General features: G+C 36.1%; 12 protein-coding genes, 1 pseudogene and 1 CRISPR repeat array. Of the genes and pseudogenes, 2 read left to right on the plus strand and 11 right to left on the minus strand.

Annotated elements, in window-relative coordinates:
* Positions 1-8: 8 nt before the first annotated feature.
* On the plus strand, positions 9-338 hold the full coding sequence (locus AB1284_RS26185; RefSeq protein ID WP_429762069.1) for a YolD-like family protein: 330 nt from the start codon (positions 9-11) through the stop codon (positions 336-338).
* Between the two features lie 71 nt (positions 339-409).
* On the opposite strand, the gene AB1284_RS26190 is transcribed toward AB1284_RS26185, so the two are convergent.
* The 11 genes from AB1284_RS26190 to AB1284_RS26240 form a co-directional block, all read right to left on the minus strand.
* The gene (locus tag AB1284_RS26190; RefSeq protein WP_429762070.1) at positions 410-1,087 is read right to left on the minus strand and encodes a hypothetical protein; all 678 of its coding nucleotides are present in this window, start codon (positions 1,085-1,087) and stop codon (positions 410-412) included.
* Positions 1,088-1,489: 402 nt separating this feature from the next.
* Positions 1,490-4,169: direct repeats of the CRISPR family, unit length 32 nt; unit sequence ATTTCAATCCACGCACCTACAAGAGGTGCGAC.
* 167 nt (positions 4,170-4,336) lie between these two features.
* Positions 4,337-4,627, minus strand: a complete 291-nt coding sequence (gene cas2 / locus AB1284_RS26195; protein WP_429762071.1) for a CRISPR-associated endonuclease Cas2 — start codon at positions 4,625-4,627, stop codon at positions 4,337-4,339.
* Positions 4,628-4,636: 9 nt separating this feature from the next.
* Positions 4,637-5,668, minus strand: a complete 1,032-nt coding sequence (gene cas1c / locus AB1284_RS26200) for a type I-C CRISPR-associated endonuclease Cas1c (protein WP_429762072.1) — start codon at positions 5,666-5,668, stop codon at positions 4,637-4,639.
* Positions 5,665-6,324 (minus strand): CRISPR-associated protein Cas4, encoded by a 660-nt coding sequence (cas4, locus tag AB1284_RS26205; protein ID WP_429762073.1) that lies wholly within the window; start codon positions 6,322-6,324, stop codon positions 5,665-5,667. Before cas4 ends, cas1c begins: the two co-directional genes overlap by 4 nt.
* Complete coding sequence (gene cas7c / locus AB1284_RS26210) at positions 6,314-7,174, minus strand: type I-C CRISPR-associated protein Cas7/Csd2 (RefSeq protein ID WP_429762074.1); 861 nt, start codon at positions 7,172-7,174, stop codon at positions 6,314-6,316. The genes cas4 and cas7c overlap by 11 nt, the downstream gene beginning before the upstream one ends.
* 2 nt (positions 7,175-7,176) lie before the next feature.
* Positions 7,177-9,081, minus strand: coding sequence for a type I-C CRISPR-associated protein Cas8c/Csd1 (cas8c, locus tag AB1284_RS26215; RefSeq protein ID WP_429762075.1), 1,905 nt, complete (start codon positions 9,079-9,081; stop codon positions 7,177-7,179).
* A 4-nt stretch (positions 9,082-9,085) separates the two neighbouring features.
* Positions 9,086-9,796, minus strand: coding sequence for a type I-C CRISPR-associated protein Cas5c (gene cas5c / locus AB1284_RS26220; RefSeq protein WP_429762076.1), 711 nt, complete (start codon positions 9,794-9,796; stop codon positions 9,086-9,088).
* A gap of 118 nt (positions 9,797-9,914) precedes the next feature.
* Positions 9,915-12,344, minus strand: coding sequence for a CRISPR-associated helicase Cas3' (gene cas3 / locus AB1284_RS26225; protein WP_429762077.1), 2,430 nt, complete (start codon positions 12,342-12,344; stop codon positions 9,915-9,917).
* Positions 12,345-12,644: 300 nt separating this feature from the next.
* Positions 12,645-13,211: a recombinase family protein gene (locus tag AB1284_RS26230; RefSeq protein WP_429762078.1), complete on the minus strand. Its 567-nt coding sequence runs from the start codon at positions 13,209-13,211 to the stop codon at positions 12,645-12,647.
* Between the two features lie 1,053 nt (positions 13,212-14,264).
* The gene (locus AB1284_RS26235; RefSeq protein WP_377881911.1) at positions 14,265-14,483 is read right to left on the minus strand and encodes a small, acid-soluble spore protein, alpha/beta type; all 219 of its coding nucleotides are present in this window, start codon (positions 14,481-14,483) and stop codon (positions 14,265-14,267) included.
* A 446-nt stretch (positions 14,484-14,929) separates the two neighbouring features.
* Positions 14,930-15,196 (minus strand): hypothetical protein, encoded by a 267-nt coding sequence (locus tag AB1284_RS26240; protein WP_429762079.1) that lies wholly within the window; start codon positions 15,194-15,196, stop codon positions 14,930-14,932.
* Positions 15,197-16,167: 971 nt separating this feature from the next.
* On the opposite strand from AB1284_RS26240, the pseudogene AB1284_RS26245 reads away from it, so the two are divergent.
* Positions 16,168-17,031: pseudogene (locus tag AB1284_RS26245) on the plus strand (FecCD family ABC transporter permease); the annotation flags it as partial.
* Positions 17,032-17,045: the final 14 nt, after the last annotated feature.

Below are 17,045 nucleotides of genomic sequence, written 5' to 3' on the forward strand. Positions count from 1 at the left end.
ATACAGTCATGATTGATAGAGGTATGATGAGATGGACGCCGTTTTCGGCAATAAAGGAGCAATTTGAAGGGCTAAATGAATTGTATGAAAGACAAAGTCACGTTCCAATGCCAATTTTAGATGAACAGCAATTAGAATCTATAAATGAGATTGTATGTGAGGCGATGTCCGAAAATCTTGAAGTAGGCATTTCGTATCACAAACAGGAAAGAATACATTTGGAAACGGGCTATATTCATTATTATGATACATCTAGAAATGAATTAAGAATTATTAATAATGATAACAAGGTACGATACATAAATATCAGTTATATTACAGATATAAAATATAAGTGAGTTTTATAAACAGTGTAACTTTATTTTAAATCTATAATTCGACAATATAAAAAACCTAATTAAATTAGGTTTTATCGTATAGTGTGGTCTTGATTAGAGTGTTCTTTTAAGTTTTTTGTCTTAAATAAATGTAGACACATTTTTTTAAATTGTTGTTTATACATATGGAATGGGCTAATTAATCGATTTACTTGTTGCTCTGTTAGATAAAATTCCGTGATCTTTTCTGGAATCCCTTCTTGAGAAGGGAAGTTTTCTTTATATAACCTTGTTCGCTCTAGTGCAAGTTTTACGGACATTCTAACCCAATTTGATTTTACATCAACCATGTCTATATACTCTAAAAATTCATAGTTTTTTCCATCATGAACATAATTCTTATTGTATTGAGTATAGAAGGGTTGATTCCTATGGTCTACATTTCTAACCCAAATTATTTCTTCTGTATTTAAGTACATTGTATTCTTCTTATCTTTTGAACGAAAATACATGGCACCACTTTCTTGGAATAACTTAGGATTATATTCATTTAAAAAAGCAAAACAACCGGATGAACTAGGGTCATTGAAGTGAGGTTCTATAATCATATTTTCACTGTCTAAAATTTGATTATTATTAGTTAACGTTGTGATCTCCACATCAAGAAATGGGAATGCATGATAAAAGCAAGAAGAGTTATATGGCTTTGTGAAAAACCCCTTATTATCAAAGCGAATTACTTTTGCAAACTCTATTTGATTATTAAACATCTATTTCCCCCTTATTTACTCTAAAATGCCTTTTGATATACACATGCAATATTCCTACTTTCAGTCAATCAGTTGTTTTCAACAAATTGATAACCCTCCTATTTCGTGATTGCACACTACGCTATTATTCAGTTTCAAAGCTAGGTATAGAACAACAAACTCCCCAACCATCTGAATATTTCTTCATTAGACGTTAATAGAGCATCATCAACGCTACTCGTTTCAAATTTGAAAGTACCAACCATAAATTCCATAGTAGGGGTCACCATATCTATTAGGCTTCTTTATTTTTTATTATTTGCAGTATGTTTTGAGGATCTATTCGACTTGTATAATCTGGATTCACATAAGTAAATGTAATTTCATCAGCTTTATTAATTAAATAAGTAGCTGGTATGGGTAAGTTCAATCCACGCATCCACGAGGGATGCGACTTTAACTGTTTATTTTAGTACTGTCACGAAAACAGATTTCAATCCACGCACCTACAAGAGGTGCGACCACTATCTCCTGTATAATGATACCAATATTCTGATTTCAATCCACGCACCTATAAGAGGCGCGACAATCTGCATAGTGTAAATGAGTACCACCTGCATTATTTCAATCCACGCACCTACAAGAGGTGCGACCGAAGATTGGGTGATTATCAACGAGATCTAGAAAATTTCAATCCACGCACCTATAAGAGGCGCGACAATCTGCATAGTGTAAATGAGTACCACCTGCATTATTTCAATCCACGCACCTACAAGAGGTGCGACCGAAGATTGGGTGATTATCAACGAGATCTAGAAAATTTCAATCCACGCACCTACAAGAGGTGCGACGTATAGATATGAGGTGACGAATTAAGTCATTATAATTTCAATCCACGCACCTACAAGAGGTGCGACTTTAGCAACGTTTTATCAGCGTGTTAGACGTGGAATATTTCAATCCACGCACCTACAAGAGGTGCGACGTCTTGCGTATGAAGGAAAAAACCTGTTTGGCGTATTTCAATCCACGCACCTACAAGAGGTGCGACGTCACACCTCTTTATTCCATTATGTCGAAGAACATTTCAATCCACGCACCTACAAGAGGTGCGACTTTAGAACAGGCATTAACGTTGTTACTGTTTTAATTTCAATCCACGCACCTACAAGAGGTGCGACTCGTTACACCTAGATTAATTAATTCTTGAGGTATATTTCAATCCACGCACCTACAAGAGGTGCGACAAAAGTTGGCTGACATTCTAGCAGGCGTACAGTGATTTCAATCCACGCACCTACAAGAGGTGCGACACAATTTATTTTTAATGAAAGAAAACGAAGTACTATTTCAATCCACGCACCTACAAGAGGTGCGACGACAATTCTTTGCAAAGAAAGAAGATGATTCAGAAATTTCAATCCACGCACCTACAAGAGGTGCGACCTGACGGTGTCTCTGGAATGTTCATGCAGTTGTGATTTCAATCCACGCACCTACAAGAGGTGCGACCTATACCTAAAAGCATTTTCCAGTTCTTTTCTATATTTCAATCCACGCACCTACAAGAGGTGCGACTATAAAGTGGATAAGCCTTCAACTGCTTATAACTTATTTCAATCCACGCACCTACAAGAGGTGCGACCTCACCCACTTCATCTTTATGACGGCGCATATTTATTTCAATCCACGCACCTACAAGAGGTGCGACGACTATTTTTTGTTTTCAGGGCACAATAGTTTGATTTCAATCCACGCACCTACAAGAGGTGCGACCATAAGTCGCCCAACTTGGCAAGTCAACATTTCCAATTTCAATCCACGCACCTACAAGAGGTGCGACATTTTATAATTTTTTTGGAAAAATATCAACAAAATATTTCAATCCACGCACCTACAAGAGGTGCGACGCATAACTTTATAAATTAGTTCAAACAACTCATGATTTCAATCCACGCACCTACAAGAGGTGCGACCTTTTATGCCCATATCATTCACCACCTACACGAATAATTTCAATCCACGCACCTACAAGAGGTGCGACAACACCGAAAATCGTTTATGCTCCCGTCTTTGAGATTTCAATCCACGCACCTACAAGAGGTGCGACGCTGAATTAAAGGCCCTTCCTCAATGGATTTTGTGATTTCAATCCACGCACCTACAAGAGGTGCGACCTCGCCTGTTTTAAAAGCTCGTATTTGATTAGGGTATTTCAATCCACGCACCTACAAGAGGTGCGACTACTTTTCCAATTCTGCAAATAGCATTGAGAGTTATTTCAATCCACGCACCTACAAGAGGTGCGACCTTATTTTCCAATTCATTCCCTCCTTAACATATTTATTTCAATCCACGCACCTACAAGAGGTGCGACCGTTGCTGTCATTTTCAAAAGAGGTAACAAATATATTTCAATCCACGCACCTACAAGAGGTGCGACTTCCGCATCTTCGGGCGGTGTCGTCTTCTTTGCGAAATTTCAATCCACGCACCTACAAGAGGTGCGACTTGATGGCGACTTCGCAAGGTTAAGTGTCTGTAATATTTCAATCCACGCACCTACAAGAGGTGCGACTACTTTTCCAATTCTGCAAATAGCATTGAGAGTTATTTCAATCCACGCACCTACAAGAGGTGCGACTTTTGACATTTCCGCATTAACAGGTGGAGCTGAATTTCAATCCACGCACCTACAAGAGGTGCGACAAGATCGTTATAACACGTGTGGTTGTGTCGGATAATTTCAATCCACGCACCTACAAGAGGTGCGACAAAGAGGCGTGGTATAGAGCGTGGCATATAAATATTTCAATCCACGCACCTACAAGAGGTGCGACCGAAGCTGGTCGAGCGATTCGAAAATACTTCATAATTTCAATCCACGCACCTACAAGAGGTGCGACCTCTTTCTCCATCTTCCATAACACCTAATGTATATTTCAATCCACGCACCTACAAGAGGTGCGACGAAGAGATTTACTACTTTACAACTCATTGCGTTTATTTCAATCCACGCACCTACAAGAGGTGCGACTAAAGTCAAATGCATAGCAACCTTTTGGTAATGAATTTCAATCCACGCACCTACAAGAGGTGCGACTGCGATTTTTGTTCAAAATACGGACAAATACGTAAATTCTGTTCAAAAATACGCTAATTTCTTTATTAAATAAAGAAACTTATACAGAAAATCATAAAATTCAATCATAAATCATGAAAATTCAGGTGCGAATGTACCTGGATTTTCATGTGTGCTGTACGTTCGCACTAAAAAATTAAAGGGCTTTCTAAATCAATTGATTCTTTTACACCAATATGTTCTACCTTGGTCTTATAATTGTTACCTAGACGATAAAATCTAAGGCTATCCTGATCTTCATCAATAATAGTAGCAAGCTCTATTTTTAAAGCTGTAAACTGGGCTGCATCTATAACACATTCAAATACTGAGTTTTGAACGCGTTGACCATAATTCTGACATACTTTCGAGACCTTGCGCAGTCTTTTTTGTCCTTCACTAGTGACTGTACTCACATCATATGTAATCAATACTAGCAAATGCTGCACCTACTTCCATAAAAATGGCGGATATTCATCTAAGTCCTTACGTAAATAACGGGCTAACAATAAGGCTTGTGCATGCGGTACTAATCCCCAGGATATCTTCTCACCTAGGTATGGGTGTGTTATTTTCTCATGCTTTTTATTTTGCCAGGCTGTTAAAAATTTCTTCCTTGCCTCATTCGTCATAATAACAGCACCATTTTCTTTTTTTAGAAAATCCCATTTATTCATGACCTTTTTATTAATTAATGATAAAACAAACCTATCTGCGTAGACGCCACGCAACTCTTCCATTACATCCAAAGCTAGAGAGGCTCTTCCCGGTCGATCTCGGTGTAGAAAACCAACATATGCATCTAATCCAACACTTTCTAGTGCAGATGCCGTATCATTTGCCAATAGTGTATAAGCAAATGATAACATTGCATTTACATTATCTAATGGAGGTCTTCGGGAACGTGTATGGAAATAAAAGTCCTCTTTTTGTTGTAATATCATTTGATTGACTAACTTATTGTAGCTGATAGCTGCTTGACCTTCCCAACCTCTTAATCTTTCTAAGTTTTCACACTTTCTTACTTCAAGAATAATAGATGATAAATGCTGGGATACTTCTTTGAATTGTGTGACATCGATTCGCAACGGGTAATCTCTCGTCATTCTTTCAATCATCCATTTATTATTGTAGATTTTACTTGTAATAAAGTTACGTGCAATTTTTGCTGATGCCACTTCATCTTCAGATGTAGAATATTGTTTCTTTCTTAAAATTACATTACCCTTGCTTTGCCCGATCACTCTCGCGAGAAATCGGCCGTTTATTGTTAAAAATACTAATGAAATATCTCTTTCTGCGCAATAGCCCATTAACGCTGGGCTTGCACCGGTATAGCCAAAAGAGACAACAGATTCTAAGTTATGAAGTGGCAGCCTGCCTAGCTTTTCTTGTTCCTTCAGAAGGACAATGTTTTCTCCATCTAACGATAAATACACGTCTGGTTGAGTGATAAATAATGTGTTAAGAAGTTTTTTCATTCCTTAATCTTCCCTTCAATATAGCTTTTCACAGACCGTTTACTCATAAGTTCCGGTAGACAGATATGTTGAAGAGAACAACTTTTGCAAAATGGACCTGTCTTTACTTTAGGTGTATATTTGCGCTTATAGTATTCGTGCATTTCTGCGACAATCGATTTAACTTTTTCTTTAGTATCAATTGTTAAAGGTACTTCAACTCTATGTTTTATTTCGTTATAAAATATATACCCTATGCTTATTTCACAAAGCATCATTTCCTCTAAGCACATAGCTTGTGCTGCTAATTGTAATAAATCTGCATCGTTGTTCTTTGGTTTTCCACGTTTATATTCGATAGGATAAGCAACGTATTTTCCTTCAGTACCAGCTATTTCAACACCACTAGTATCTTGAATAAACTCAACCACATCACAAATACCTGTAATTTTAAGCTCATTTGACTTTACAGGCATCGCACGAACAGCGAGTTTGTTCCCTCGTTTCTCTCTAATAAATGGTTGATCAGCTTTTTGATGAACATGCTGTCCTTCAATCGTCCTAACATTTTCTTCCCACTGCTGTTCAATATGAATGAGGGCCCATTGTCTTTTACAAAATTGAAAATGTTGAATACCAGATAACATTAGATAACTATCTTCTTCATTATAGTCCATCAATGATCTCAACTTTTAAACGATCTAATTCATGTACCAAGATGGTATAGTCATCAATTGTTTTTGGTTCGTCAATATTCCGCTTAATATCCAGTAAACGGTGTACTTTTGCAGAAGAGTACTGACCAAGTTTTGAGTTATGCTCCCACCAACAAACTTTATGTACTTCTATACTTCCTTCAGGACGTGCTGCTGACGCATCATTTTCAAACAATGTAACAAGTGCATTTTTAATCTTTTTCGCGTCCTCGTTAGTAAAGCCTGTCTTTTCAGCTAATTGTGTATTAATACTTCCATAAAAAACATAAACTCCAAAATCGACACGATGCTTCATCCCCATCGTATCTGAACCTTTATCCTTCCCAGGCTCAGAATTTACACTTTTCGTAATTTGCATACTAGTGATGTCAATTGGATCAACACTAGTTGCCGTATGAATAGAAACAGGTCCTCTTACTCCGACAGAGACACCTTTTCCGGCTCCGCCTTTAAATGCAAAAAGTTGTCCAAAGCTCCTTACATCAATCCACTCCTTACATGCAAGTGCAGCAAATTGCTCACTAGGATTTTCTTTCGATTTTAATGCTTTTACTAGATCTTCATTCGCCTCTGCTCTTTCCCTTAAACTATTAAACTGGTCTACTTTTCTGTCATTTGACTGAACAAAAATAGATCCCTCCATATCCTGAAGGCGATTTCTAATCTTTCTTTTAATAGCTACATCAGAAATTTCACCATAGCCATCATAATTTTGTCTCGGACGATTTCCGTTCAACGGATCTCCATTTGGATTAGCCTTTGTAACAGATAGAACAACTGCAAAATCGATTTTATGATCCAAAGTTGTCATTTTTAATTCTCCTCTCCATTATTTACTGCTGCATCTAGTGAAACATTCTTTTCCTTTTTTTGATACAACTCATGTCGCTGACTATAAAAGCCTAACAAGTATCTACCAGATAGCGGTTTATTATTAAAATCTTCGGTTTTGATTTTTGAACCAACCTCATCAATTAATTTATTATAATACCAAACTTTCTCTCCTAAACGTGCCTGGTATGGTTGGAGAGCCCCTTGAATCGTTCTCCATGTTCTTTCTGGATGTTGGGAAAAGGAACTCATGTAACGTCTTGCATTCGTGGCACGTGAATCACTTGGATTCAAAGCATTTCTTTCTAACACATCCGCAATCGCTAAAAGACGCCCGAATAAATAGTCTCGATCATTACTTTCTTTATCTAACGCCAAATTGTACCCCTCCTGTTTATTGATTAATGCGCAGGCAATGCTGAGAGTTTTTTCCCATTCCCACCCCTCCATTGACACGGGATTTGATGCGCGCTGAAAGGCACTTCTGACGATGTCAAATGGAATTTTCTTCCCATCTATAATACAAGGCAGCAAACGCTCCATCAATCCTTTTACTACTTTATCACTCGCCCTTGGCCCATACGTAGCATATGCTATATCTCTCGTAGCTGGAGCGCCGTAAAACTGTATGTATTCACCAGCTTCATTTTTTTGATATCGATGAAGCCATGCGCATGTTGAATGCCATGCTGCCAGCCTATTTAAATATATTTCTTTATTTATATTCCGATAGTAAAGTACTGCCAATCGGCCTGTAGTTGCAGAATCAATGATTAAAATATTGATATTTGACTTAATCGATAAGTTATTTCGGTAGCCGTCTAAAGCCTTAGCAAATTCATGAGCAAATTCCTGATTGGTAAAGGATATTTTATTTACTTTTTCAATTGGGATTGGGTTGATCGAAAAAGTATCATCTGTAAGATCCGGAATATCGAGTTCATCATTACCCCATATAAGAAACACTCGCTGATCAATTATTTTTCCCTGGCGATTAATCAGCCACTTTAAGGCATTATGTGCTTTTTGAGACGTCTCATAACCAATACTTGCAACCTCATCGCTTTTATTAAAGCGCCCTCTAAACGTAAAACCACTTGTGTCGTTTGCTGAGATTAACTTCGCTTTATCTGCAGCATTTCTTATTTTATTTGCATGTTTGTCCGTGCTTGGTAACAATTTGCCCGTTACATAGCAAATATCTGTATCCCCTAGTAATTCTTTATAAAAAGAAATGAAAGACTTGTACATTTCTTTATCTTTCCAAATCTTCGTTAAAACCTCATTCGGTGAGTAAATATTAAATCGAATAAAGGCACTTTCCTGTTCGCCGCTAAGGACTGAAAATATGGCTGGCTTTTCTCCATATATAGACTCACACTTTTTATCCCACGCATCTATTAAATGACCATTAGCATCTAAATACAGAATCTTTTCTGCCACTAAATCTTGAATTAATTGTTTTTTGCTTAAATACTTATAGATACTCTTCACTTTAGCATTGGCATATGGAGAATTTGCCCACTCTTCCAATTGCTTAATGTAATATGAAAAAGGCTCTTCTTTTTTGATTTTCCCGCCATACGCTACAAAGTCTCCCGCCACATAGCTTAATTTATCATGAAGTGGATAAGGTGCTATCTTAGAACCAGCTCGATTTGCCGAGTCTTCCGTACATGGAATTAATGTATTAGCATCTTTCTTCTCAATGACGGCCGCTGAATGAAACTCACCGGCGTCTGTTATTTGCACTTCAATATGCGCATTTTGTGTTGTATGAGAAATGGGCAATAATGTAAATTCCTGATTATTATACTTTTTTTCAATCACGCCAACTTGATCTAAATTAGATTCATATGTTTCATATAAATTTAATAACCAACTCACGCCTTCACCCCTGTTCTAATTGTTGTAACAGGTCGTCTGCTGATTCAGTATTGGCAGCATCAAAACGCTTCGGTTCCATGTCTATAATTTTACGTGTGTGCTGACACTGATCTGGCCTTATAAATTGGATAATGCCATCCTTCATAACCGGATTCCATAGACGCACTTCCAATTGATTCCTGCCTGTTTCATCTGGATAGTTAATTCCATGAACCATAGTACCTAAATGAATCTCTCCATAATTATCATAAAAGCCCTCACCTTCACCAAATACGCACGGTTCTACATAAGCCTGACATTCCCTTGCACCAAGAAAAATATCTCTCCGTCCCCCAGTATAAAGAGCGCGCTTCAAGATGTTATGATGCTTATGTTCGTTACGGTCAAAAGCTAGATCGGGTCTATGCGGATTAAAAGTAAAGTGAGCGCGAACCTGGTATCTAACATCTTTTAAATATGTATAATTAGCAAGCGTATTTCCTCCGCCATATTCAATTGGCCGAATCCCTTTTGACTCCATTCGGATTGAATTCATGATACGAACTTCATCAATCATCATCAATAATGTCGGTTTCCAATATATAGACTCGACAATTCCTTTCAAGCTTTGATAGGTAGGAACTTGATAAGAAAGCTTCTCACCTCCCAGCTTTGTTAAAGGATCAGTGAATAAAGCATAATTACCATAGACTTCAAATTCAATAGCATTTCTCATACGGTCACCTCCACTCTTTATTTTCCAAATAATTCAATTATATACTTTTTGCGAATTAAAAAATATACTATTTTATTTAAAAAGAGCTGACCTAAAAGATATTTTAGATCAACCCTTTTTAGTACATACTTATATCGAACTGACTGTCGTTTTCGAGGTTAAAACCGAATTCTGTGTCATAAGCGCCTTCTTTTAACACTAAAATCTTTCCATCCAGATAACTGACCAATCCATCATTTTTTGCTAATTGCTCCAATTCATATCTATAAAGATTTATTGTATACTGTTGTGCTTTCCGTAGTAACCTTGTAAGATCAGCAATTGATGCATTGCTACTTAATTCTGCAATAATCTCTTTTCCTTCGTCGTAAGGAACGATTACAGAAGTTGTACTGTTTTCAATTACATGGAAATGTTCTGCTGCTGTCTTATAGCTATTTACGATAAATAACGGAAGTTGCTTTCGCTCCTTATAAAGATAAGCTTGATAGTAACTACTGTTTGTTTTCCCTGCAGACAATAACTCAGTCATTTCCTTTTTTAGCTTCGGTATAAAATAATTTAAGCCAGATTTAAACTCTGTATAATACTCCTTAAAATATTTTTCCATGGCTTGTTTAGATAAGACATGTCCGCCATGATGCGTTTTATTACGCCTAATATCAATGAAAATTTTTCTTGCCTCTTGTTTCCCAACTTTAATCTCTTTTAAATAATTTAGGTTTTCTTCCTCATGATCTATAACATATACCTTTTGTAACTCCTTCTCTCCATGCCGATTGCATCTACCTGCAGCTTGTGCAATGGAATCTAATCCCGCTAGAGAACGAATTACACACTCGAAACTAACATCTACACCAGCTTCAATAAGCTGGGTACTAACACAAATGATTTTATTACCCTTTTTAAGATGCACTTTTACTTCATCTAAGATTTTATTTCTATGTGCCGCACACATTGATGTACTTAAATGGTAAATTGGAATACGTTCTTCACTATTTTTTAATTTGGTATATAGACGTTTAACAACCGATTTCGTATTTAAAATGACTAAAATACTTTGAACTTCTTTTATTTTTAATTCAATAAAATTGGAAAGTTTGTCAGTATTAAATGTTTCACTCGTTGCTTTATCAACAACTTCCACCCTTTTAAACGCATCAATAACATATTCTAAGTTATCAATAATCTCAGCATCTGTATTGATTTCTAACTTATGTTCAACAAAGTCTAGTGCCGGCTGAGTAGCAGTACAGAGAACCATACTAGAATGTGCATATGTTTTTAAAAAATTTAATGCCTGATTAAATAAGGATACACAGGAAATAGGAACCTTTTGCACTTCATCAAAAATAATAACTGACTCACTTAGATTATGAAGCCTCCTGATATTTCGACTTCCCTTTGCATAAAATACATTTAAAAATTGCACCATCGTTGTGAAAATAATAGGAGAATCCCAATTGTCCTTAGCTAGCTTTAATTTTTGCTGTACAGTAATGAAGCCATCTTGATCTTCATCATTATCATTCACATCTTCAATTACATTTGAATGATGCTCTAAAATATTGACCTGATCCTCTAATATTTTTCGAACCTCTTCTGCATTTTGCTCAATAATAGTTGTATAGGGAACGATATAAATGATGCGTTTTTTATTATACAGTTTGGCGTGTTTTAGCGCATACCTCAAACTTGCTAATGTTTTTCCTCCGCCAGTCGGAATAGATAGTGTATATATTCCTGAAGACTTCTCAGCAAATTGATCACACCGATCTGACATCTCTGCTCTTAGATGGTTAATGGGAGTTATTGCACTTTTATCTTCTTTAAATGAATTAATTTTTGCTATAAGTTTTTCATAGTATACGTTGAACAACTCTTCATAATTATCTAGCGATTCGTAGGTTTTATTTTCCTCAAATAATCTTGTATTCGTTCTGTCAGCATCAATTAAAGTACTAAAGATAAATTTCGTCAAAAACATCAATTGTTTTTCATTATGTTCCGGGGACTCTTTTGCTAAAAAACTCTCTAATTCAACAGCTGCCTTGTCAACATACTCATGGAAATCTGCCTCGCTCATAATATGTTCAAAAAAACAGTGCTTCGTTACATGAAACTCAGTTAGTTTCTTATCTTGTACTCTATTTAAATAGCTGGATTCCAAATTTGGACTTAAAAAATCTTGAAGGTAAGCATGATGAGAAATAATAGCATTTCCTACAATTTCAGCCACTATTCCTTTATAATGAGTAATGTTCCCTGCTGTATGAAAAAGCTCGTATAAAAGCCTTCCACCTGCCGTTGAATGATCGACACTGCCTCTTTTAGGTGGAGAGTCAGGGTTGCCTGCTGCTTCTAATATGTATTCTCTAAATTCATTAGTATATTTTCCTATATCATGGAGCATCCCAGCTAAACCGGCTAAGTGCTTCACACCGAGCTTTTCTCCATAGGTTTCTGCTAAATCTTTCACTTCTAATAAATGTTCCTCAACGGTTTGTATTTCATTATCACTTTTACGTATGTGAGCAATATAATTCATTTCATCCCCTCCTGTAATAGGAAATATGTATAACCATAACTAAGTAAATCAATTTCATAATAGGGGTTCCGTTGCAAAGTTTGAAAAGAAAATCGAAACTCTTATTACAGTCAAACCCTTTTTATGTCCCGAGGATACACAGTAGTTTGCGAACAAACTGTCCACCGACAAGGTATTAAATTAATTAACTATAAAATGATAAAAAACTGATATTATAATTATTCACTTATTAAAAGAGTGTTAGTTGACAAAGAAAGTTCTTCTTGGCACTCTACTGTTTTTTAATAAAATTCAAATTGTTTAATTTTGTTTTTTTTCTACGGTAGTTTTTAATTCTCTATATAAAGTGGAACTTGAAACGCCAGTCATTTCTTTGATTTCTTTAACGGTAAATTTTTCAGACTGATATAGTTCGATTGCCTGTTGTATTTTCTTCTCATCTTTTTTAGGTCTTCCACCATTTCTTCCTCTTGCTCTAGCCGCACTTAATCCGGCAAGTGTTCTTTCACGAATAATGTCCCTTTCGAATTCAGCAAAAACAGCAAACATACCGAACATGGCTCTTCCTGAAGCTGTAGAGGTATCGATGTTATCTTTAAGAGAAATAAATTGAACATTTTTTTTACGAATGATATCCATGATCTCGTATAGATGTTTAACGGATCGGGCTAATCGATCTAGCTTATAAACTACAAATACATCTCCCTCGCGAAGCATATCCAAAGCTATTTGTAATTCTTGTCGGTTCTTTTGAGCACCTGATACTTTTTCCTGGTAAATACGCTCACATCCAATTTTCTGTAATGCATCTACTTGCATATCTAAGTTTTGTTCGTGTGTACTTACCCTTGCGTATCCTATTTTCATATTTCATTACACTCCTGTTGTCGAATAATAAAGTTGTCTAAAAAGCATAAAGTATTTAATTTTAGAAAAAATCATGTTTGGGGTTTCTAAGATCAATCTTAATTTCCAAAATATTACTTATTTACACTTTAATTTTATCATAAACGTACATATTAGGTATATAGTTTTTGTAATGAGTTTTGGGAGTAGTTTTCGACAAAAAAACATCAAAAATTGATGGATATCCGAATCTCCCAAAAATAATCGTTTTTGGGAATTGGTGAATACCTTAAAGTAGTAAACTCAACGTTTTCTCATGTCTAATTTTGCTTAGCGTATATTTTCGTTAAAATGTTGGCGGTATGCCTTCTAAACGTAAAGGTGCGACAGTACCAGTGAAAGTGGGAGATGTCAATATATCATTAGATCAATTTTATATAATTTCACGTACCATATTTTTAATAAAATTTTATAGATTTTGCGATATGGGAAAGCCCATGCAGGACTTTGGTCCGCCTTTAGGCATGGGATGGAAGTATCGCTTTTTCCTAGAAAAACATTTGTTTTGTTATAATAAGGTTATAGACAAGTACAAGTCTTTAAAACGCATATGTGTTCATTGAAAACAGCATACATATGGAGTTGTGACAACAAATTCTTTCGCCATGTAAAATGTATGAAGTCGTCAAGAACAAGACGCTAAAACATTTTCGAACACGAATAATCTGTACGGTATGGTTATAGTTCCGTAGCCATAGATGCTAGATGCACTGTCTATGGAGTGGTGATGGCACACCGCAATCTTGCACGTCAGCGATACCAGAAATGGACTTCGCCTTTGGTAGCAAGAATTCCACAAGCGTCAGCTTGCTTGCCCCTTTAGGGGTGGGAGTGTCAATAATTCATATTCAGGAGATTTCTTACTATCTCACATATTTATACGACTGAAATTCCTATATGAAACTAAACTTCTCAAGTCTTTACTTCTCTTCTTTTTCCCCCTCTTTTATTAAATAAAAAAGTATCCTTAGTTTAGAGTAAGGATACTTTTTTAATTTACCTATGTAAAAATCTTTAATGAGTTCTATATTGACCCACTAATTTCTCTTCACTCATTCGAACAAGGCGTTTTGTAATCTCCCCACCAACAGAACCATTGGCACGTGCGGATGTCTCTGGACCAAGTGTGACTCCAAATTCGCGAGCAATCTCATATTTCATTTGCTCAATTGCACTTGCTGCCCCTGCAATAAGAATTTCATTTGTATTATTATCATGACGTTGAATATTCATAATTACACCTCCATTATATTTGTATATAATGTGCTCTTAATTAGGATAAATATGCGTTTAATCTAAATTTCTTCCATTTTCGTATCGAATTCACACTAGAGAACTTTTTTCGTCTTTATGGAATATATAGTAGAAGTTTTACGCACACCAGGAACAAAAAAAATTGTTTGAAAAAATCTCAAATTAGTTAAGATTTTACGTCACTATTCTAAATTCTTATAGATAGCTATCAAGTTTCGTCCCGATTCACAAACTTAAGCTTTTTAAATGTGATACTGGTTCTACAAAATAAAATTCGGAACTATTTCGCTTGATACTTTGCAAAGAAATCATCGATTCTAAATTTTTCATCTTGTACACGTTGGATGTCAGTTGCTATATCTTTCATCGCAGCATCATATCTTTCTTTGGTATACTTTTCTTTCGCTTTTTTTCGATTCCTGGCGCTATTTCTTTTTTACTTCATCAGTTAATTCATTTTTAAGCTTCTTACGGGGTATTTTTTCCGTTTCATTTAAAGAGTATTTCTCTTCCTCCCTTGTCTTAACTTCTTCTTTTGACTTACTTTCTTTACGTGCTTTTTCTAGGTCAGATTGGTATCCTGCTAGCATGACAGTTATTCCTAAAATAGAACTCAATACAACTTTTTTAGTATTTGTACACACAATAAATTCGTTTATAATCACATTCCAATTAATGGAATATCTTTTCACAAAAAACACTCTTTCTGCAAGGAAAATAATATGTTATTTTTTGTCGGTCCGTTTCTCATAGTATTCGGTAATAATATGTTTTATTACTTCAGAAGATGAATTGAAACCTCCGCGAACCTTATCTTTCCCAACCTGATTGTAGAGTGATTTTGATAACTGAGTAGGTAACTTTTTCTTTCCTGTTGTAAAGGTAATCAGATTCTTTTTATTTACTACTTCCCCTTCTGTATTAAACTACCCCCACTTAGCTAACGTCTGAAGTGTGGGATTCCTACAAACACCAGCCCGTTAGTTATTTAAGGGATTACTCTCGTAGTCCCTACGGTTGATACGGAACTCGTAGGGTATTTCAGTCTTGGTTGTTGATTTGACATTTAGTTTTCGTGTCACAGATTTACGGTTTATCCTTTTTGCGAATTTCGAATGGTATAGGTGAACGACAACCACTAGACAAGTTCTATTTACCAACTAGCAACCACGCTTGAATTCGTTCTATATTTATCTTAACAAAAAAATATGTTTTGCTATACAAAAAGCTAATTCATCTCCCACTTACTCATCGGGCTACACCCTTCACATTCCTTGAGGTGGAGTATTCTTGGCTATTTGAGATAAAAGCGCCATTCTTATTAATTATCCTACTAAAAGGATAGCATTTTTTAAGCATGATGGGCATGGGTATGTTAGAGGTAGTTTTGTATTCAGAATGGGGTTCTGACACAGTTACTAGCTTGGTAGACATAAATCAGAATCCCTGTTTGCAACCAAAGTGAAAGATTTTATTGCTATTGTACAATGGTATAGATATAATATCTTATGTATATAAATGATAACAATTATCATTATCGTAAAAGATGCTGCAGAGGATAAAGGAGTAATTAATGTTAGAAAATTTTTCTTTAGAAAATCGTCGAAATATTTATATAAAATTAAGTCTTTTCATTTTGATAACTTTAGGATTAATAGTGAGCATGTTTTTAGCTATAACATTTGGCGCAAAAGAGATGAATGTTCATACCGTATGGTCAGCCGTATTTCATTATAATCCTACACTAACATCGCAACAAATTATTTATGAATTGCGTCTTCCACGTGTGTTGGGAGCAGCAATTGTCGGAGCAGCTTTTTCTGTGGCAGGAGCTTTAATGCAAGGAGTAACCCGAAATCCCTTAGCCGATGCTGGAATATTAGGAATTAATGGTGGATCAATGTTTGTTGTTGCACTCTGTTTTGCATTTTTTCCAAGTATGCCATATTCCATGTTAATGGTCTTTTCGTTTATTGGAGCTGTGTTAAGTACATTATCTATTTTTATTATTGGCTCGGCTACTCCTGGAGGACTAACACCAATTAAGCTTACTATTTCAGGTGCCGTAATTGCAGCGCTTTTACATTCACTTAGCTCGGGTGTGGCCATATATTACGATTTGAGTCAAGACTTGGCCTTTTGGTATGCAGGAGGAGTAGCCGGGATAAAGTGGGCCCATTTGCGTATCTTAGCCCCTACTATTTTGTTTACGATTATGTGGGCTATCTTTTTAGGACGATCTGTCTCTCTCATTTCAATGGGAGATGGTATTGCAATAAGCCTTGGGGTGAAAACAACGCGTGTTAGGGTAATTTGTATAACGGTAGCTGTGATTTTAGCAGGGGTTTCTGTGTCAGCTGTTGGCTCTATCGGATTTGTTGGACTTGTTGTTCCTCACCTTTCTAGAAAGTTAGTTGGAGGGGATTATCGGCTTATTATTCCGATGTCAGCATTATTAGGAGCGATTTTGTTAGTTTTAGCTGATTTAGGAGCTCGGACAGTTGATCCACCTCGAGAATTAGCTATTTGGGGTCACCATAC

The organism is Bacillus sp. S2(2024) (assembly GCF_050474045.1).
Classification (GTDB): Bacteria; Bacillota; Bacilli; order Bacillales; family Bacillaceae_G; genus Bacillus_A; species Bacillus_A yunxiaonensis.